General features: G+C 70.8%; 18 protein-coding genes and 3 pseudogenes. 10 read left to right on the top strand and 11 right to left on the bottom strand.

What is annotated here, in order from left to right; all coding sequences use genetic code 11:
- Positions 1-51 precede the first annotated feature (51 nt).
- The 3 genes from B6R96_RS00250 (at position 52) to B6R96_RS00240 (ending at position 2683) form a co-directional block, all read left to right on the top strand.
- Positions 52-642 (top strand): hypothetical protein, encoded by a 591-nt coding sequence (locus B6R96_RS00250; RefSeq protein WP_081521126.1) that lies wholly within the window; start codon positions 52-54, stop codon positions 640-642.
- Between the two features lie 174 nt (positions 643-816).
- Positions 817-1914 (top strand): alpha/beta hydrolase, encoded by a 1098-nt coding sequence (locus B6R96_RS00245; protein WP_081521125.1) that lies wholly within the window; start codon positions 817-819, stop codon positions 1912-1914.
- A gap of 346 nt (positions 1915-2260) precedes the next feature.
- Positions 2261-2683, top strand: coding sequence for a helix-turn-helix domain-containing protein (locus tag B6R96_RS00240; protein WP_081521124.1), 423 nt, complete (start codon positions 2261-2263; stop codon positions 2681-2683).
- 102 nt (positions 2684-2785) lie between these two features.
- Here B6R96_RS00240 and B6R96_RS00235 read toward each other — a convergent pair whose 3' ends face one another.
- The gene (locus tag B6R96_RS00235; RefSeq protein WP_030390118.1) at positions 2786-3388 is read right to left on the bottom strand and encodes a ClpP family protease; all 603 of its coding nucleotides are present in this window, start codon (positions 3386-3388) and stop codon (positions 2786-2788) included.
- Between the two features lies 1 nt (position 3389).
- Positions 3390-4028, bottom strand: coding sequence for a ClpP family protease (locus B6R96_RS00230; protein WP_081521123.1), 639 nt, complete (start codon positions 4026-4028; stop codon positions 3390-3392).
- 827 nt (positions 4029-4855) lie between these two features.
- On the opposite strand from B6R96_RS00230, the gene B6R96_RS00225 reads away from it, so the two are divergent.
- Positions 4856-5497, top strand: a complete 642-nt coding sequence (locus B6R96_RS00225) for a response regulator (protein WP_159396239.1) — start codon at positions 4856-4858, stop codon at positions 5495-5497.
- A gap of 307 nt (positions 5498-5804) precedes the next feature.
- Here B6R96_RS00225 and B6R96_RS00220 read toward each other — a convergent pair whose 3' ends face one another.
- Both B6R96_RS00220 and B6R96_RS00215 read right to left on the bottom strand, forming a co-directional pair.
- A complete protein-coding gene (locus tag B6R96_RS00220; RefSeq protein WP_081521121.1) occupies positions 5805-6074 on the bottom strand; it encodes a hypothetical protein in 270 nt (89 codons plus the stop codon).
- A gap of 282 nt (positions 6075-6356) precedes the next feature.
- Positions 6357-6803, bottom strand: coding sequence for a DUF1772 domain-containing protein (locus B6R96_RS00215; protein ID WP_081521120.1), 447 nt, complete (start codon positions 6801-6803; stop codon positions 6357-6359).
- A gap of 91 nt (positions 6804-6894) precedes the next feature.
- Here B6R96_RS00215 and B6R96_RS00210 point away from each other — a divergent pair, with 91 nt between their 5' ends.
- Positions 6895-7473, top strand: coding sequence for a TetR/AcrR family transcriptional regulator (locus tag B6R96_RS00210; RefSeq protein ID WP_053177368.1), 579 nt, complete (start codon positions 6895-6897; stop codon positions 7471-7473).
- Positions 7474-8421: 948 nt separating this feature from the next.
- On the opposite strand, the gene B6R96_RS00200 is transcribed toward B6R96_RS00210, so the two are convergent.
- The 3 genes and pseudogenes from B6R96_RS00200 to B6R96_RS38720 all read right to left on the bottom strand — a co-directional run bounded on the left by B6R96_RS00200 (position 8422) and on the right by B6R96_RS38720 (position 9665).
- Positions 8422-8973 carry a hypothetical protein gene (locus B6R96_RS00200; RefSeq protein ID WP_030390123.1) on the bottom strand — a complete coding sequence of 184 codons (552 nt, stop codon included), beginning with the start codon at positions 8971-8973 and terminating at the stop codon, positions 8422-8424.
- Positions 8974-9301: 328 nt separating this feature from the next.
- A pseudogene (locus B6R96_RS38910) lies at positions 9302-9508 on the bottom strand (telomere-protecting terminal protein Tpg); the annotation flags it as partial.
- Positions 9453-9665, bottom strand: coding sequence for a hypothetical protein (locus tag B6R96_RS38720; RefSeq protein ID WP_335755470.1), 213 nt, complete (start codon positions 9663-9665; stop codon positions 9453-9455). The gene B6R96_RS38720 and the pseudogene B6R96_RS38910, both read right to left, overlap by 56 nt.
- 108 nt (positions 9666-9773) lie before the next feature.
- Between B6R96_RS38720 and B6R96_RS00190 the strand changes: the two genes are divergently transcribed.
- A complete protein-coding gene (locus tag B6R96_RS00190) occupies positions 9774-10100 on the top strand; it encodes a hypothetical protein (RefSeq protein ID WP_081521119.1) in 327 nt (108 codons plus the stop codon).
- A gap of 123 nt (positions 10101-10223) precedes the next feature.
- On the opposite strand, the gene B6R96_RS00185 is transcribed toward B6R96_RS00190, so the two are convergent.
- From B6R96_RS00185 to B6R96_RS00175, 3 genes and pseudogenes are all read right to left on the bottom strand, one after another.
- Positions 10224-10664, bottom strand: a complete 441-nt coding sequence (locus tag B6R96_RS00185; RefSeq protein ID WP_081521118.1) for a cupin domain-containing protein — start codon at positions 10662-10664, stop codon at positions 10224-10226.
- A 410-nt stretch (positions 10665-11074) separates the two neighbouring features.
- On the bottom strand, positions 11075-11530 hold the full coding sequence (locus B6R96_RS00180; RefSeq protein ID WP_081521117.1) for an RpiB/LacA/LacB family sugar-phosphate isomerase: 456 nt from the start codon (positions 11528-11530) through the stop codon (positions 11075-11077).
- A pseudogene (locus B6R96_RS00175) lies at positions 11446-12003 on the bottom strand (NAD-dependent epimerase/dehydratase family protein); the annotation flags it as partial. The pseudogene B6R96_RS00175 and the gene B6R96_RS00180, both read right to left, overlap by 85 nt.
- A 145-nt stretch (positions 12004-12148) precedes the next feature.
- Between B6R96_RS00175 and B6R96_RS00170 the strand changes: the two are divergent.
- Complete coding sequence (locus B6R96_RS00170; RefSeq protein WP_081521115.1) at positions 12149-12811, top strand: hypothetical protein; 663 nt, start codon at positions 12149-12151, stop codon at positions 12809-12811.
- A 718-nt stretch (positions 12812-13529) separates the two neighbouring features.
- Here B6R96_RS00170 and B6R96_RS00165 read toward each other — a convergent pair.
- Entirely contained in the window at positions 13530-14060 is a 531-nt protein-coding gene (locus B6R96_RS00165; protein ID WP_081521114.1) for an SMI1/KNR4 family protein, read from the bottom strand.
- A gap of 103 nt (positions 14061-14163) precedes the next feature.
- Between B6R96_RS00165 and B6R96_RS38905 the strand changes: the two are divergent.
- The 3 genes and pseudogenes from B6R96_RS38905 to B6R96_RS37840 form a co-directional block, all read left to right on the top strand.
- Positions 14164-14322 (top strand): annotated as a pseudogene (locus tag B6R96_RS38905) (transposase); the annotation flags it as partial.
- Positions 14323-14348: 26 nt separating this feature from the next.
- Positions 14349-14771, top strand: coding sequence for a hypothetical protein (locus B6R96_RS38900; RefSeq protein WP_443070026.1), 423 nt, complete (start codon positions 14349-14351; stop codon positions 14769-14771).
- Positions 14772-15021: 250 nt separating this feature from the next.
- On the top strand, positions 15022-16518 hold the full coding sequence (locus B6R96_RS37840) for an eCIS core domain-containing protein (protein ID WP_443069873.1): 1497 nt from the start codon (positions 15022-15024) through the stop codon (positions 16516-16518).
- The last annotated feature ends 163 nt before the right edge of the window (positions 16519-16681 follow it).

Here is a 16681-nt window from a genome sequence, read left to right as displayed (position 1 = left end):
GCAGACGGATCCCCTCCGGCCCGTCGGCGGGGACCTGCGAGAGGGGCGGTGATGCCGGTGGACTGGGACTGGTGGACGGTGGATTTCGGGGACGCGCACGCGGGCGCGGTAGGCGTACTGGTCGGCGGCAGCGAGCCGGGCCCGGTGTACTTCGACGTCGGCAGCGGTCCGGACGTGCCGTCGACCACCCACTGGTCGGCCTACGACGGCCGGGCCCGCCGCCCGCGCGCCGAGGCCCTCCGGGCGGTGTGCGCCTGCGGATGGCGCGGCCCGGCCCAGTACCCCCTGCACTGGAACACGATCGGCGACCAACCCCTCTACGACGCGGACGTCGACCTCACCGGACCGCTCGCCGACTGGACTGCGCACCTGTCCGTCGTCCGCGACAACGCGGTACCGCTGCCCGAACCGCTGACCGCCCTCCTGGCCCGGACCGCCGAGCAACTGACCGCCACCGCCGCGGACTCACCCCTCGCCGCGCTGCGCGCCGCCGGCATGCTGGAGCGGATCGCCACCCTGGTGGGCCGCGAGGCCGCCGGCGCCCTGCGCGACGACGACACCTCCGCCCAAACACTGGCCACCGCCCTCGGCACCACCCGCTCCAAAGCCCAGATCATGCTCCTGACCGCGCAGGACGGATAACGCCACCGCCCCACAGCGCCCCGCCCGCCGGAGCAGAGCCCAGCCGCGCCCGCCCGGGGCCGGAGTCGGTGGAACGCTTTCGCCCCGGTACCTCTCTAGCCTGATGCGCACCGGTTGGCGGTGCTCTGGACCGGTGCGTCCAGACCGAGACGTCGCAGAGGGTTCCGCTGTTCCATGGGTCTGACAAGTAGTGAGCTCCTCGTGTGCGCCGTGCTGTGCACGGCACTGGCTTTCACGGTCACCGTGTGGCTCTGGCCGAGGCTGGCACGGAGGAGCCGGACACGGGTGCTCGGGCGCATGGGGCTGATCGTCCTCGTGCAGGCGTTCCTGTTCGCCTCGGTCGCCCTCGCGGCCAACCGCAGCCTGCTGATCTACGGGTCCTGGGCCGACCTGGCCGGACGTGCACGCCAGGAGGCCGTGCGCGGCGGGGTGGCCGTGGAGGTGCTGGGACGGCAGGCTCCCAACGTGCCCGGCGGCGGCAACCCCCTGGTGAGCGGCGTGATCGAGAAGGTCACCCTGCACGGGGAGCGTTCCGGGAGCGCTGCCCAGGCCTACGTCTACCTGCCGCCGGAGTACTTCCACAAGGGCAACGAGCAGCGGAGGTTCCCCGCGGCCGTGGTCCTGACGGGCTACCCGGGCACGGCGGAGAACCTGCTGAAGGGGCTGCGCTACCCGAAGACGGCCTGGACCCTGGCCAAGGAGAAGAAGGCGCAGCCGATGATCCTGGTGATGATGCGGCCCACCGTCTCGGCCGAGAACACCCAGTGCATCGACGTCCGCGGCGGCGGCCCGCAGAGCGAGACCTTCTTCGGTACGGACGTCCCCCGGGCCATATCGAGCACGTACCGCGCCGGCACCCCGGCGCGGAGCTGGGGCATCATCGGCGATTCGACCGGCGGCTACTGCGCCCTGAAGATGACGGTGCAGCACCCGGAGACCTACGCGGCCGGCGTGGGCCTTTCGGCGGACTACAAGCCGGAGATCGACCAGGACTCCGGCGACCTCTTCCACGGCGACAAGGACGAGGAGAAACGATCCGACCTGCTGTGGCATCTCGCCAACCGGCCACAGGCCGCATCCTCGTTCCTCGTGACGACCTCGCTGCAGGGCGAGGAGAACTACAAACCGACCCAGCAGTTCATCAAGGCGGTCAAGGCCCCGGCCCGCGTCTCGTCGATCACGCTCGACCGCGGAGGACACAGCTTCAACACCTGGAACCGCGAGATCCCGCCGGCCCTCGAATGGATCAGCGGCCGACTCAGCGCCGAGTGACAAGCCCCGGTGCACAACATCTCCACCGAGCCTCCCGTACCGCCGCGGCCACCCGGACGCGCAGACCGACGGCCGCCGGGACCGGGACAGGGACCGCGGAACTTCACGGCGTGTTCGCTGCGTCAGTCAAGGACCTCAGTCGGTACTACGCCCACTGACGGTCTGCGGGGGAGTGCCGGCGGAGTTGAGCCGTATGCCCGGTCGGCTGTCCGGTTCCTTCCGGGCGTTGCGGACACGCTCTGGCGCCGGACCCGCCCCACCCCCCACCCCCAGGCACCGGCGGGCTTCACCCAGGGCAGAAGGCCACTCCCTTCCCCCCGCGCCCCGGATCCCTAGGGTGAGGGGGGTGAGCACTCATGCGCCGAACGAGTCCCGCGTCATCCCCCTGCGCCCGCAAGCCCCGGCGCCCGGTTCCGGCGGGCCGGCCGGCGCCCCGCGACGACCCGTGGGGGGTCCACCGCCGAGGGAGCCCCTGTGGCGTCACCTCGTCGGCGACGTGCTGCGGCGCGAGCGGCTCGCCCAGGAACGCACGCTGAAGGACGTCTCGGAGGCGGCCCGGATCTCGATGCCGTACCTGTCGGAGGTGGAGCGCGGACGCAAGGAGGCATCCTCCGAGGTGCTCGCGGCCGCCGCCCAGGCCCTCGGACTCGGCCTCGCCGACCTGCTCCTGCGCGCCGGTGACGAGCTGGCCCTCCACGCCCGGAGCCGGATGGTCCGGGGCCGCACGTCACCCACGGCGCAGTACGACGGCCTCTGCCTCGCCGCCTGACCGGACCGGACTGCTCCGGACCGGGCCGCCGGCCGGTACGACGGGGGCGCGCCCCCGCCGTACCGGCCGCCCCGCCGCCCCGCCGGCCACGGCCGAGCGGGCTCAGACGAACGCGAACCGTCGGCTCAGCACCTCGTCGGCGAGCCCGTAGGCCACGGCCTCCTCGGCGGTGAACACCTTCTCCCGGTCCATGTCCGCGCGCAGCGTCGCCACGTCGTGGTGCGTGTGCCGGGACAGGACCTCCTCCACCTGCGAGCGGATACGGACCATCTCCTTGGCCGCGAGGCTGAGATCGGAGACCGTCCCCTGCCGGCCGCCGCTGGCTGGCTGGCCGAGCAGCACCCGCGCGTGCCGGAGCACGAACCGTCGCCCGGGATCTCCGCCCGCCAGCAGCACCGCCGCCGTCGACGCCGCCTGACCGACGCAGAAGGTGGAGATCGGCGCCTGCACGAACGTCATCGTGTCGTAGATCGCCATCAGCGAAGTGAACGATCCACCCGGCGAGTTGAGATAGATCGAGATCTCCTGCTCCGGGCTCGCCGACTCCAGGTGCAGGAGCTGCGCGATGACCACGTTGGCGACCCCGTCGTCGATCTCGGTGCCGAGGAAGATGATCCGCTCGTTCAGCAGCCGGCTGAACACGTCGTAGGACCGCTCGCCCTGCGCGGTCCGCTCGATCACGTAGGGAACCGTGTACGACCCCATGTCACAGCCCCGTCCGTCGGCGCGGCGTGGCCGGGCGGATGTCGGCGAGCGACTCCACCACCCGGTCCACCATCCCGTACTCCCTGGCCTGTTCGGCCGTGAACCAGCGGTCCCGGTCGCCGTCCCGCGCGATCGTCTCCACGCTCTGCCCGGTGTGCTGGGCGGTGATCCGCTCGACGGCCTTCTTGGTGAACTGGAGGTTCTCCGCCTGGATCTCGATGTCCGCGGCGGTGCCGCCGATGCCCGCCGAGGGCTGATGCATCATGATCCGCGCGTTCGGCAGCGCGAACCGCTTTCCGGGCGCCCCCACGGTGAGCAGGAACTGGCCCATGCTGGCGGCGAAGCCCATCGCCAGCGTCGAGACGTCGTTCGGGATGAGCCGCATCGTGTCGTAGATGGCGAGACCCGCGGTGACCGACCCGCCGGGGCTGTTGACGTACAGGCCGATGTCGGAACGCGGGTCCTGCGCCGACAGCAGCAGCAGCTGCGCGCACACCCGGTTGGCCGACACCTCGTCGACCTGGGTGCCGAGGAGAACGATCCGCTGGTCGAGCAGCCGTGCCGCGAGGTGGTCGTCGAAGCGGCCGGGCTGTTTGTCGCCCTCCTCCGCGCGGGGCGCGAACATGGTGAGGGGAGTCATCTCTTCTCCTTGTCGAGGGGGGATGCCGTCGACTCCACTCTTGACCCGGGGAACCCCCCGAACGCCGTTCCTCTGCCCCCGGCAGATCCGCCACGGGCGGACACGACGTCACGCCCCTGATGGTCGAACCCGATCAGCTCCCTACCAGCACCGGATCAACGGCGGACGGGCGAGCCCGGCTCAGCGCTTCCTGACCCGATGCGGTCGAGCCACCTCATCGCGCTGGGGCTGTTCACCGTGCGGCGTTCCTGGACGCCCCGGTCCGGGTACGCAGCTCCCGGCCGGTTGCGCCGACCGACACCCGCCCGCTCTCGCCCGCCTGACGGGGTACGTGCTCGAGGGCTGTGACGGCACCGGGCAAAGGACACAGCGATCGGTGCTGCGGTGCTCTCACGCCGGTGGTGGGGGCCTGCGCGGATCGAACCCCGCTTCGCGAAGAGCGGTGCGCACCGCGTCCAGGAGCTCCGTCCTGTGATCCACAGCCGCACTGGAGAGGACGGGGGACGGGGCGTGCGGGGAGTCCGTGGCGCCATCCGGTTCCGGTGGCGGGACCCGGCCGTGACCGCTTCAGCCGGTCGGAACCCGCGCTGCGCGCCGGGCACGGGGGAGGTTGTGCCGGGCGGGCGACACGCTCACGCCTGCGGCTGCACCGGGGCGCAGGGGCCGGCTGTGCTGTTCCGCTGCCACACCCGGTCGCCGGGCTGAGCGAGTCGGTTGGGCCGGGGGCGTTGTAGTCGGTCCAGGCCGGTACGCCGGGTGCCGCGGGGGGTACTGGTCACGGCGCCAACTCGCAGCGGCGTCGCAACGCCGGGATGAAAGGAAAGCGTGTGAGTCGCGTCTTGATCGTCGAAAGTCATGACCGGTCCGGCCTGCGGCCGGTACTGGAAGCCGTCGATGCGATGGTGGTGGTGGGTGAAGCAGCTGATGCGGTGGAGGCCGTCAAAGCCGCCAAGGAGTACCGGCCCGATGTCGTGATCATGGACGTGTCCCTTCCCGGCCAGGGGGCGGTCGAGGCCACCGGTCAGCTGTTGGGGCTCGGCTTCCCCCCGAAGGTTCTCGCGGTGACCACCTCCAGCCCGGACGGGAGGGTCCTTGAGGTGCTCCGCGCCGGAGCCTCGGGCTTCGTCGTGCAGGACTGCGGCCCTGACGAGCTGGCTCACGCAGTGCGGATCGTGGCTGCCGGCGGCATCGTCCTGGACCCGAGGATCATGCAGACGCTGACTCGAGGCCGTCCTTCCACGGGCTCCCATGATCTGCTGGGGAGGATCGGCGACCTCACGGACGAGGAGCGGCAGATGCTGGCCCTCATCGGTGGCGGGCACACCAACCAGCGGATCGCCGATGAGTGCCGTCTGTCCATCACCCGTGTGAAGACACACGTCTCGCGCCTGGTCCAACGACTTGGACTGGAGTATCGGATCCAGGCCGCGGTCCTCGCCTGGGAAGCCGGGATCGTCGGACGGGACTGATGCCCGCAGGCGGCCGGACGGGCCCCTGCGCCGCTCACGGATCCCCGGCCGCCGCTGCCGCTCGGCCGTCCCCGCGGGCCCGGTCCGCGCGGCGGCGAGGGCGGAGGCGACCCGGGGACGCAACCGTCCGGCGCGACGCGACGCGGCGAGCGCCCCGGCGGGTGGTACCGGCTACCGCCCGCCGGGGTCCCGGAACTCCGTCTGCCGCTTCGGCCGGTGGCCCACCGTCCTCCACGAGTTCGCCGTGGAGCAGCGACCGGCGTTCGCCCGCATCTCCGGCGCCCTGCGCACGTGGGCGACTTCGAGGTCAGCGTGTGCGGGCTGTTCCGGCCCGGTCCGCCGCGCTCCTGTCGTGGGTGTTGTCGGTGGCGGCGGTGGCCATGGGGAGGAGATGAGCGCCGGTGTCGCGCCCGAGGGCCCGTATGCGGGTGTCGACGGGTGGTGCGAGTGCATCCGGGGTGCCCTCGGAGGGTGGGTGCCCGGGATGCTCGGCGGCGTCCATGCCCACCGGTCGGTGTCCGGGCCGGCCGAGGTGGCCCGGCTGGTCGGCGCGGTCGCTGAAGCTGCCGAACTGCACACGGCAGCCGCCAGGGCCTTCGGCGGCCGCCGGTGAGGTGTCGGGGACGGAGGTGCGGGCCGAGCCGGCCGCCGTCCGTGCGGGATGCCGGCGTGCGGCTGTCGCCGTCGGCCTGCGCGTTCCCGTCGCCCGACCCGGGTGCGGGCCTTCAGCGGCCGTTGCCTTCCCGATGCCGGATTTCGCCGGCCCGCCGCGGCCCCCGGGGAGTGGGGAGTGTGCGCCACCGGCGCGGTGTCCGCAGTGTCCCGCGGTGTGGGCCCGCGGTGTCGGCCCGCGGGGTGGTCAGCCGAGGGCGGCGGCCAGCAGGGCGAAGGCGGCGATGATCACGGCGACACGGACGTAGTGGTAGCGGTCCCAGCGGTTCGTCTGCTGCTTCCAGTCGGCGGGCCGGTTCTCGGGGGTCCACGTCTTGCTCCGGTTGTTGATCGGAACGAGCAGCAGGATCGACATGATCACGCTGAGGATCAGCAGCGCGCCGGCGGTGACGACGAGGCCGGTGCCGTGGTGGTGCCGTCCGACGATGGCCCAGACCGCGACGAGGACGAGCGAGCCGATGTACCAGACCGGCATCACGGCGCCGAGCATCCGGCCCCCGTGGGCGCGGCCGAGTTGGCCACTGTCCTCGGGGAGGGCGTTGAGGATCGGGTTGATGACGAAGGCGACGGCGAACTCCACCCCCACCATCACGCCGACGACCACGGTGGTGAAGACCTGGAGTGCGTGGAGCATGATGACCCCTCCTGGGATCTAGCGCCGCTAGATGATGAGGCAACGCTAGTACTGCTGCCGCTCGATTGTCTAGCGATGCTAGGGTCGAATCATGTCGGTACAGGAACGCAAGGAACGCGAACGGGCGGACCGTGAGCGCCTCATCGTGGCGACGGCCCGCGAACTCGCCGAGCAGCACGGCTGGGACGCGGTCACCACCCGCCGGCTCGCCGAGCGCATCGAATACAGCCAGCCGGTCCTCTACAGCCACTTCCGCGGCAAACGCGAGATCATCGGCGCCGTCGCCCTCGAAGGGGCCGCCGAGATGGCCGCCGCGGTGCGCGCTGCGGCCTCCGCCGTACCCGGCCCCCGCGCCCGGGTCGCCGCCCTCGCCCGCGCCTACCTCGACTTCGCCACACGCAACCCGGCGGTCTACGACGCCATGTTCCAACTCGACGGCGGCTTGGCGTTCGCGCACGAGGACACCCCCGAGCCGCTGAAGGACGCCTTCGCCGCGCTACTGGAGAGCCTGGGCGAGGTCGCCGGGGACGGCATTCACCCGGGGCTGTTCACCGAGGTGTTCTGGGCGGCCCTGCACGGACTGGCGACCCTGACCCGGGCGGGACGGCTGCCGCCGGGGGACACCGAGCAGAGGGTGGAGCTGCTGGTGGACCGGCTCGCCATCATCTGACCCACCGTCGCAGCGCGCAGACAGCCGGCGCCCTCAAGCCCCCTGCCTGGCGGCGACTCATCAAGGTCGCATCGCCTGCTGCGCACCAGCGGTGGCCACATGGCGCCGGGGCGATCGCTCCCGGGGCGATCGCTCCCGGGCGGGAGCGCGGCCCGCTGCTCCTTCGACCGACTTCGCTCACCGGCGGCGGGGATCCGCTGCACCGACCTGTCCCGTGGAAGCCGGCCGCCGCACAGCCGAGCTGCAGCGCTGAAGACGGCCAGACCGCAACGTGGAACAGCCGGCGCAGCACCACCCCACCACCTCGTACGCGCCCGCGCCCAGGGTGCGGCCGAACTCCTCGCCCGGCTCCGGCCGATCGGCGGGCGCAGCGGTGGGCACCGGCGTTCGAGAAGGAGTGGGCGGCGGCGCTGGAGGAGACCCGGCGGACGCTCTCCTTGAACACCTTGTACGAGGTCGTCCACGCCCGGCAGACCCGCCTCGCCCCCGCCCCGCGGTCAACGCGTTCATGGCCTCCCGCCGCGACCGGGCCGGGTTCATGGACACGGCCGAGCTCCGTGGCCGGAGGCGCCGGTGAGCCTGCAGCCGTACGCGGCCCGCCTTTCGCCGTCGGCCGCGAAGAGCCTCCCGACGCCCCCCGAGCACGGCGGAAGGGATGGCGTGGGGAAACGGCGGCGGCTGTCACCAGCACGGTGACCGCCGCCGCTCGTCCCCTGGAAATGCGGCAAACCCGACAGATGTCACCGGTGAGGGGCGCTGATCCGCGTCTTTGTGTCAGGTACAGCAAGGCAGTTGTCACTGGACTTGCGGTACCTGTCATCGGCGAGGGGCCAGGCAGGCTTACCGCCACCGGACACGTCGCAGCTGGCGAGGCGTATGAGCCGGATCGTTCAAGGGCTCAAAGCCGGCCGATCTGTCATCGCCACATAGGGGCTGCCCGACACCACTTCACAGCTGGTACGGGTCGGTGAGGCCGGTCACCGGGACACCGGAACGCCGGGAGATCAGTCCGGCGAGCCCACCTACGTCGCTGTACGTGGTGTTGAACCTCCACACAGCTTCGCGGCCGGTCACCCGCGCCGTGAACGCCACCTCGTAGGCGAAAGCACTGCCCGCCGGAAGCGAGCCAATGGCGAACTGCGTCTTCTCGCCCTCTATCGACCGGATTTCCGACCACGCCACGCTGACCACGCGTCTACCGGCGGCGTCGACGAAACCCTCCGAGAACAGGTAGAGCCCACCACGCATGCGCTGAAACCAGACATAACCCCATGTGATGACGATCAGCAGGCCGACCACCACAACGCCCCGGCCCCAGACGTTCTCCGGCCCGTTGACCAGGAAGTTCATGACGACGACGAGGATCACCAGACACGCCGCCGCCCCGCCGAGGCCGGGGCGGCGGCGCACCCGGTGCTCGAACTCGCCGAGGTTCGCACCGGCGGCGCGCGCCAGAACGCGAAGCGCTGGCGTGTCGCTCGGCTTGCTCGTCCCGGCCATCGGGCCATGGTAGCGAGCCAGCCCTTTCGACCGCCGGGCCCGCGTCCATCAACGAACTGACACGACCGCCGCGAATGCACCCCATCGGCCCACTCCCTGCCGCACCCACCGCCAGAACACCGCCGGGCATCCAGGGCGCGCCGCCCAGCCTGTGACACCAAGTGCTCCGGGTGGACGTGACTGCCTGGGAACGGCACGTCGATGCAGTCGATGTCGGTGAATTCGACTCCGAGCCGGTCGGCACGGGTGCCGCCGTCCTTGAACAGGTCCCTTGGAGTCCTTGGGCGACGATCGCCCGCAGTTCCGCATCGCCGGCGCCCTGCTGCTGGACGCCGAAGAGGCGTTGCGCGTAGGCGGGGCGAACGGAGAGCCGGCGCATCCGGCCGTCGCCGATGGTGCCGATGGGTTCGGTGTGCCCGGACCGGGCGCGGGTCTCGACCGTGATCCCGGTGCGGGTGGCGGCTTCCTTGCGGCGCCGGTCACGGACCTCGGGCCGCCGGCGCGCCCGCACGGCAGCGACGATCCGGTCGGTGATCGCCCCGGGCGGCGTCTTGCCTTCCCCGGTGCGATACCGCCTTGGCCGTCTCCAGCTTGCCCATCAGGAAGTTGATGCGCGCCTTCAGCCCCTTGGCCGTCTCCCGCATGAAGAACTCCCGGTCCGCGCGCTCCAAGGCGTCGTCGATGTCCCCCATGGCCTCCATTCCTCCTCCCTGCGATCGACGGCCGAGGCGGCATCCAACGGCGTCGGTTGTTGGCGGGATCCGGCTGGCGGTGGCGGCGGGGATGTGGGAAAGGAGGGTGTGCAGGTCGCCGGCACTGAGCCGGGTCCGGTGTACTTCGACGTCGGCAGTGGTCCGGACATGCCGTCGACCACGCACTGGTCGGCGTACGACGGCCGGTCCCGCCGCCCGCGCGCCGAGGCCCTCCGGGCGGTATGCGCATGCGGATGGCGCGGCCCGGCCCAGGCGGACGTCGACCTCACCGGACCGCTCGCGGACTGGACCGCGCACCTGTCCGTCGTCCGCGCCGCCGCAGTACCGCCCTCCTGCCAGGACCGCCGAGCAACTGACCGCCACCGCCACGGACTCACCCCGCGCCGCGCTGCGCGCCGCCGGCATGCCCGCTGAAGTGGTGGCTACCGCGCTCGGCACGACCCGCCCCCAGGCCCAGATCATGCTCCTGACCGCGCAGGACAGACAACGCCACGCCCCCCACAGCGTCCGCCTCGCCGAAGGGCAGTCCTGCGCCCCCTACGGCGGTGTGAGGAGTGTGAAGTCGGCGAAGTCGAACCCGGGTGTCACCAGGCAGCTCACCAGGACCTCTTCGTCACTGGCGGGGCAGGCACTTTGCCAGTGGCCGGCGGGCACACACACCTCCAGCTCGGTGCCGGGGGAGCGGTGGGATCCCAGGCGGTACTCGGTGACCGTGGTCGGTGTCGGGCCGGGCGGGCTGATGTACAGGGCGAGGGGGCCGCCGTCGCGCCAGAGCCAGATCTCGTCGCTGGCCACCGTGTGCCACTGGGACCGTTCCTCCGGTGCCAGCAGGAAGTGGATGAGGGTGGCCGACGGCCGCCGACCGCGGCCGGTCGGATGCGGGACGGTGAGTGGAGAGGTGTAGATCCTGCGGTACCAGCCGCCTTCGGGGTGGGGTTCCAGGTCGAGGGTGCGGGCGGTCTCGGGACGGGAAGTCATCGGTGGCAGCCTCCGGCCGGGACGGCGGTTTCTGGGGTGGTGGACGGAGCGTAGCGCTCGTACTAGCCCTGGAGTCCTGACTCCTCCGGCCGCCCGCATGCAGAAGATCGGCGAGAGCGACGGCACACACCGTCGTCCGGCACCTGAACCGCCTGACGGCCCCGGGCACGGCCAGGCCGAGGCGGGCCGCCTCGTGGACGCGACCCTCCACGCCCTGACCACGCCGCCGTCCACGCCGCCGTTTGCGCCGCCCGCGCCCACGTCCCGGCAAACCCCCCTGGAACGCCGTACCACCCGCGCCCGGTCCTGACACCGCGGCCGTCCTCGCCGCCGTCCTGCGGGCGTGTGGGGCCTTCTTCACGCCGAGTTCGCCGAGCCGGGAAGCACCCCGCCGGCGCCGCCGCCTACCTTCAGGGTGTGGTTCTCGTGTCGTCGAGCCGATTGACGCGCGCCACGTTCTCTCGGTCCTCGGCGTCCGCGCTCGCCTCGGCGGCGAACCAGGCGTCGAGGATCTCCTTGAGGAGTGGTTCCGAGGTCAGACGCAGGCTGAGTGCGAGCACGTTGGCGTCATTCCAGCGGCGCGCACCGTCCGCTGTGTAGGCGTCCGTACACAGGGCTGCACGTACACCGGGAACCTTGTTCGCCGCGATCGACGCGCCCGTACCCGTCCAGCAGCAGACGACCGCCTGGTCGGCGTTCCCCGCGGCCACCTCGCGGGCCGCCGCCTCCGAGCAGGATGCCCACTGCGGATCATCGCCGGGGCTGAGCGCCCCGTACGTCATCACCTCGTGTCCGCGGTCGCGTAGTTGCCCGAGGAGCGCGCGAGCCACGGGTTCGTCCATGTCCGAGGAAACAGAGATCCGCATGCCCCGAGACTAACCAGCCGTGGCAGGACGGTCGCCGCAAAACGAGCACGATCACCTCGACTTGCGGCGTGGACGAAGCCCGGTGGCCAGAGCGCTCCGGAGGCAGCACCACCACCGGACGTCATCTTCTCCTCGGTGTACAACGAGACGCCGACCTCGCCGAGCACCACCCTGGTCTGCTCCTTGCCCCAGACCTTGGTGTTGCCGCAGACGGAGACCGGCCGCAGGGTGTGGCCCTCGTGGAACCGGGGAGGAATCCCCCCGTGGACGGCCTCCAGGAGCTGCCGCATGGTCAGCAGGTCCTGGAGGTGAGTCTCCTCGGGACTTCCGTCGCCGTAGACGCCGGCGGACGACACGAACACCATCCGCCGGACGCGGTCGCTGGCCGCCGCCGCGTCCAGGACGGTCCGAGTGCCCGCGACGTTGACGTCGATCGCCGCCAGCGGCTCGCGAGTGCAGGCGGCGACATCCGCGAGTGCCGCGGCGGAGTTTCATGGGCCGCACCTTGTGGTTTCGGCCGCCTGCGGCGCGGTGTCGGTCGTCCCGGGGTCTTCACGCTCCGCTCCTTCGTGGGTACGCTCCGTGCGTCATAGGAGCCCGGACTCGGGGGGATGCTTCGTGATCGAGCAGGCGTACGTTCAGGCCGGCGACAAGCCCACGCCGACGCTCAAGGACATCAGGGACCGGATCGCGAAGGCGGTGGACGCGACGGAGGGCAGCACCGGTCTCAAGCGCCTCGCGTGCTGGCTGCAGATGCCGGTCGATTCCGCGTTCGGGAAGATGATGGACAGCAACTGCCAGGGGCGCGCCAAGGAGGTCGGCGCTCTGCTGAGCCCCGGGAAGGACGGGCTCTTCACGCCCGCCGACCTCGGGTCGGTGCGCAGTGCCTCGGCCGCGTGGACCGGCATCGACACGGCCCTGAAGGCCGAGCGCGCCGTGTACGTCAACGGTCCGGCCGAGCACGTGGGCGGGGCCAAGAGCAAGTTCACCACCGGATTCCACGTAATCGTCTTCCTGGCCGTCGGGAAGGACGCCGACGACCGCGTCTACTACCTGGGCCTCGACCCGGACGTCAGCGCCACGGCGGAGTCCCGGGCGGGGTGGAAGGCACTGGTCGCGGGGGAGCCCGAGACGAAGCCGGAGGAGTTCACCGCGGCGAAGAGCCTGGGCGTCGTCAAGTCGATGATCCTCGGGGACGAGGAGGACGGCTTCGGCCCCCTGGTCCGCAAGTACTACGTCGACACCACCGCGAAGTTCCCCAAAATCAACCGCTTCGGCTGAGCGCGTCCCGCGCCGTCGCACACGACCGAACACGACCTGACCGGGACGGGGTGCGAGCTCGGCGGAGTCCGCACCCCCAGGCCGACATGCACGGTCAGCGTGGCCACGGCGATGAGCTCGGGCAGAGCGAGCGCGAAGGTGCCCTCCACGATCACCGGCGGAGCTGCGGCGTGCTCGGCGAGCACGCCCTGACGGCCCCGTGGACGCCGTGCCCGCAGACGACGGACCTGGCCAAGGCGCGCGAGCGACGGCCTGTCCGCCGAGAAGGTCGCCGACGGGTTCGGCACCGCCTACTCCCATGCCCTGTCCGTGCACCTCGCCGCACAGGACCGGTGATGACCGGCTTCGCAACATCGGCTCTGTTGGGGTTCCCGGGCGTCTCTTCCCGTCCTCGCACGCCGCCACGAACTCGAAGACCGACCGGCGCGGAACAGCGCCGTCCCTCTCCGTCGACGTAGGGCCCGCTCCCGATGGGCGGGCGCTACTGCACGGCTTCGCCGACGCGAGCTCGGTCACGGCGGGGCTGGGCAGCACGATGACCGTGAAGGCGGCGCTGATCAGCAGGCCGTTACTGTTCCCACCTCACCCTGTGCAGCAGGGCGGTGCGAAGCAGGCCCTTCCGTGCCCCGGTCGCCGCGCCGTCAGGCGTATCGGCGGCTGCTCCGCCCAGCATCCCGCCGGGCCGCGCGTGCCCGTGTGTCGGCAGAGTGCCGCATCGTCACACCGGACCGAGGCGGCGGAATTCATGCGTGGCCAGGGGGAACAAGGAGGAGAGGATGTTCGACTGCAACTCTCCGGTAAGGACGGACGCGAGGAATTCCGTGCACGATACGGGATAATGTTCCCATCGGTCGCTCACCTCGTTCGCCATGACGGTCCATTCGTTCGGCTCAACGCCCGGAAGAACGAGCCAGTACAGGCATTCTCCGTTGTCCGTGGTCGCCCACGCGATGAGCACGGATCCCTCGGCCTCCAGTTCTGTCGGCTTCTTCTCGACCGTCCACAGGTCCTGCAGGTCCTCGAACTGGTACTTGGCCCATATGAGGAGGTCGTAGTGCTTGTTGGGACAGTCGGGCTCCAGGACGTAGAGGTAGTCGTCCCAGTTACTTCCTCCATAGACGTCGATGAACTCCTTGTATTCATCTGGGAGTTCCACTGAGAGGGCGCGTTCGACCCCACCCCAATCCTTGTCGCGGGACCGGCTCGGCGCCGGGACGATTTCGAGGAGACGTGCAAGGGCGTTGCTCACGGCGGGGGTCCTGTTCCTAAGACGTCGTTTCTTTTGGCTTGATCGTTCATTGAACCGTGCATGACCGATCTGGTTGAGCGGCCCGGCGCCGGACGAATTGTGGGTGCGGTTCCAGCGGGTGGTGCCGTCGACGGAGGCCATACGCCCGCAGGGCGGCGGCCGGCGTCGAGCGGGTGACCGTGAAGCCTTGGCCGCGACCATCTTCGTGACTACCTCTGGCTGCACTTGGCGGCAGCTGCCGCCAGCGTTCGGCCCGAGCCGGCAGACGGTCTACCGACGTTCGGCCCAGTGGAGCCAGGCCCGGGTCTGGACCGGGCTCCACCGCGTAGTCCGGACGAACTCGGCGCCCACGGCGAGCTGGACTGGTCGCGATGCGCGATCGACTCGGTCAGCCTGCGACGCGCCCTGCTGTCTACCGCCCCCGCTTCCGGTGGCGGGGCGCTGATCCAGACCCACCGCGGCGCCCTGGTGCACGACCGGTTCCCCGACCTGGCCACGGCCGCCGAGCAACTGCCCCAGAGCCCGGTCCGCGCGCTCGTCGTCCGGGACACCGCAGCCGACCGGCTGCCCTTCGAGGCCCTCCAGCGCTCCAGCGCCGGGCAGCCAGCCGCCCGCGGCCGCACCGCCACCGCGCTCGCCGCCAAGAACCCCGCGTTCTTCATCGCCTTTGACACCCCTGCAGATCGACGGCATCGAGAGGGGGCGACGTAGCCACGGAGGTCGCCCGACGCGGTGGGGCCTGGTGGGTCTGCCTCAACGGGCACTCCGGTTGCATGGCCGGATGTACGTCCGGGCAGAGAGTCGACGCCAGGCGCCGATCACGGCCCACACGTCGGCAGGCTGGCTGATAATGCTTCAGAACCCCTGGTCACGACGGGTGACCGCCCCTTGGGGGTGTGGTGGGGGTGTGGCCTGGCAGCCGTGCGAAGCGGCTTCCCCGACGTACCGGAAAGGCGATCGCGTGAGTCCCAAGCACCCCCGTCCGACGCAGAAGACCGACGACCAATTGCTGCAGACCACCCGCCGTACCGCGGCCCCGCAGCAGGGGGCCGCGGCATCCGCGGAGCTGATGGGGCTCCAGGCGAGTGCGGGCAACGCCGCGGTCGTGCAGATGCTCCGGCGGGCCGGTCACGGGCGGGACCAGGAGCAGCACCAGCACACGGACGGATGCGGACACCAGCAGTCCGAACAGCACGAGGTGCAGCGGGTCGCCGTTCACGACGTACTGCGCGCCCCCGGACGCCCCATGGACGCCGCCACCCGCAGCGACATGGAAGCCCGCCTCGGTGCGGACTTCTCCGACGTCCGCATCCATGACAACAGCGCCGCCAAGGCCTCCGCCGCCGAGGTGGGGGCGCGCGCCTACACCTCGGGCAGCCATGTCGTCATCGGCGCCGGCGGTAGCGACAAGCACACCCTCGCCCACGAACTCACCCACGTCATCCAGCAGCGCCAAGGGCCGGTCGCGGGGACCGACAACGGATCGGGGCTGAAGGTCTCCGACCCGTCGGACCGGTTCGAGCGGGAGGCGGAGGCGAACGCCAGCCGGGTCATGGCACCCGGCCACCAGGCTGCCACCGCGGAGGTGCAGCGTCATGCGGCACCGTCGGCCGTGTCCGGTTCTCACGGTTCTCACCACTCGGTGCAGCGCGTCGCGAGCCCTCAGGACCGGTTGACGGTCGAGTACTGGGAGGAGCAGGCGGGACTGGGCGGATCGAGCAGCTCCGCCGCCAAGGCCAAGTCCACGCAGATCGCCGCTTCCAAGAAGAGCGCGAAGGGCTTCAAAGCCAGCAAGCCTCCGCGCAGGATCGATGAAATCATCACGTCCGTCGGCCCCCGGCTTCTGGCCGATCTGGCGCAGATGCCGGAGACCTCCGGGCGGATGGAGCTGTACCGCTCCATGAGTTTCGAAGAGGCTTACAGCACCCTCACCTACTGGGGCGACGAAGCCGCACGAAAGGAAATGACGGACTACGTAGCGGGCGGCCAGGGAACGGCAAAGGGATTCAGGGAGAACGGGTACTCCGGCATGACGATCGGTGCCCATCTCGGCGACCAGGGCCAGGCCGACGGGTACTACGACACCCAGGGTCCCCCCTACGCAGTCCAGCTGAAGTTCACCCTGAAACCCGGCGCCCATGAACTCCTCTTCAACCAGGACCATATGGCACTCGGTCCGGGCTACAAGAACGACCTGATCCGCAAGGCGAACGGCGGCGGCTACCAGAACGCGAACGCGAACGAGGGCACGCTCGGTGGGTACATCGGCGTGAAGGCCGAGGACAAGGAGCCCTACAGCCTCGGCATCGCGCAGGGCAACAATGGCAAGAACGGCCGTGAGCTCGGCGCGAGCCAGCTGCTCTTCCAGCTGTTCGTCGAGAACGTCGAACTCGTGAAGAACAGGTCGGGCCAAGACCTGCCCGCCCCCGCAGCAGCCCAGCAGGAACTGGCCGTGTAGTCACAGATCGCCGTGGACGCCCGACCGGGCATCCACGGGCCCCGGCGGACCAGGCCCCGTCCTCGAAATGATCTTGCCTGGATCGGCATGGCTGCGAGTACGACCGCTGCTTCGTCGGAAGTGGCGGTCTTCTCATAACGACTGGCGATGCCGAGCAAGCGTC

It is taken from the genome of Streptomyces sp. Sge12, assembly GCF_002080455.1.
In the GTDB taxonomy this organism is placed as follows: domain Bacteria; phylum Actinomycetota; class Actinomycetes; order Streptomycetales; family Streptomycetaceae; genus Streptomyces.
Note: the sequence above shows the minus strand (reverse complement) of the source record. Positions and strands in the feature narration are given on the sequence as shown.

Bases quoted from the DNA above. Each gene is read 5' to 3' on its own strand.
- B6R96_RS00250 (WP_081521126.1), top strand. From the start codon at position 52: ATGCCGGTGGACTGGGACTGGTGGACGGTGGATTTCGGGGACGCGCAC.
- B6R96_RS00230 (WP_081521123.1), bottom strand. From the start codon at position 4,028: ATGACTCCCCTCACCATGTTCGCGCCCCGCGCGGAGGAGGGCGACAAA.
- B6R96_RS00215 (WP_081521120.1), bottom strand. From the start codon at position 6,803: ATGCTCCACGCACTCCAGGTCTTCACCACCGTGGTCGTCGGCGTGATG.
- B6R96_RS00210 (WP_053177368.1), top strand. From the start codon at position 6,895: ATGTCGGTACAGGAACGCAAGGAACGCGAACGGGCGGACCGTGAGCGC.
- B6R96_RS00185 (WP_081521118.1), bottom strand. From the start codon at position 10,664: ATGACTTCCCGTCCCGAGACCGCCCGCACCCTCGACCTGGAACCCCAC.
- B6R96_RS00235 (WP_030390118.1), bottom strand. From the start codon at position 3,388: ATGGGGTCGTACACGGTTCCCTACGTGATCGAGCGGACCGCGCAGGGC.
- B6R96_RS00245 (WP_081521125.1), top strand. From the start codon at position 817: ATGGGTCTGACAAGTAGTGAGCTCCTCGTGTGCGCCGTGCTGTGCACG.
- B6R96_RS00200 (WP_030390123.1), bottom strand. From the start codon at position 8,973: ATGGCCGGGACGAGCAAGCCGAGCGACACGCCAGCGCTTCGCGTTCTG.
- B6R96_RS00180 (WP_081521117.1), bottom strand. From the start codon at position 11,530: ATGCGGATCTCTGTTTCCTCGGACATGGACGAACCCGTGGCTCGCGCG.
- B6R96_RS38720 (WP_335755470.1), bottom strand. From the start codon at position 9,665: ATGGGGGACATCGACGACGCCTTGGAGCGCGCGGACCGGGAGTTCTTC.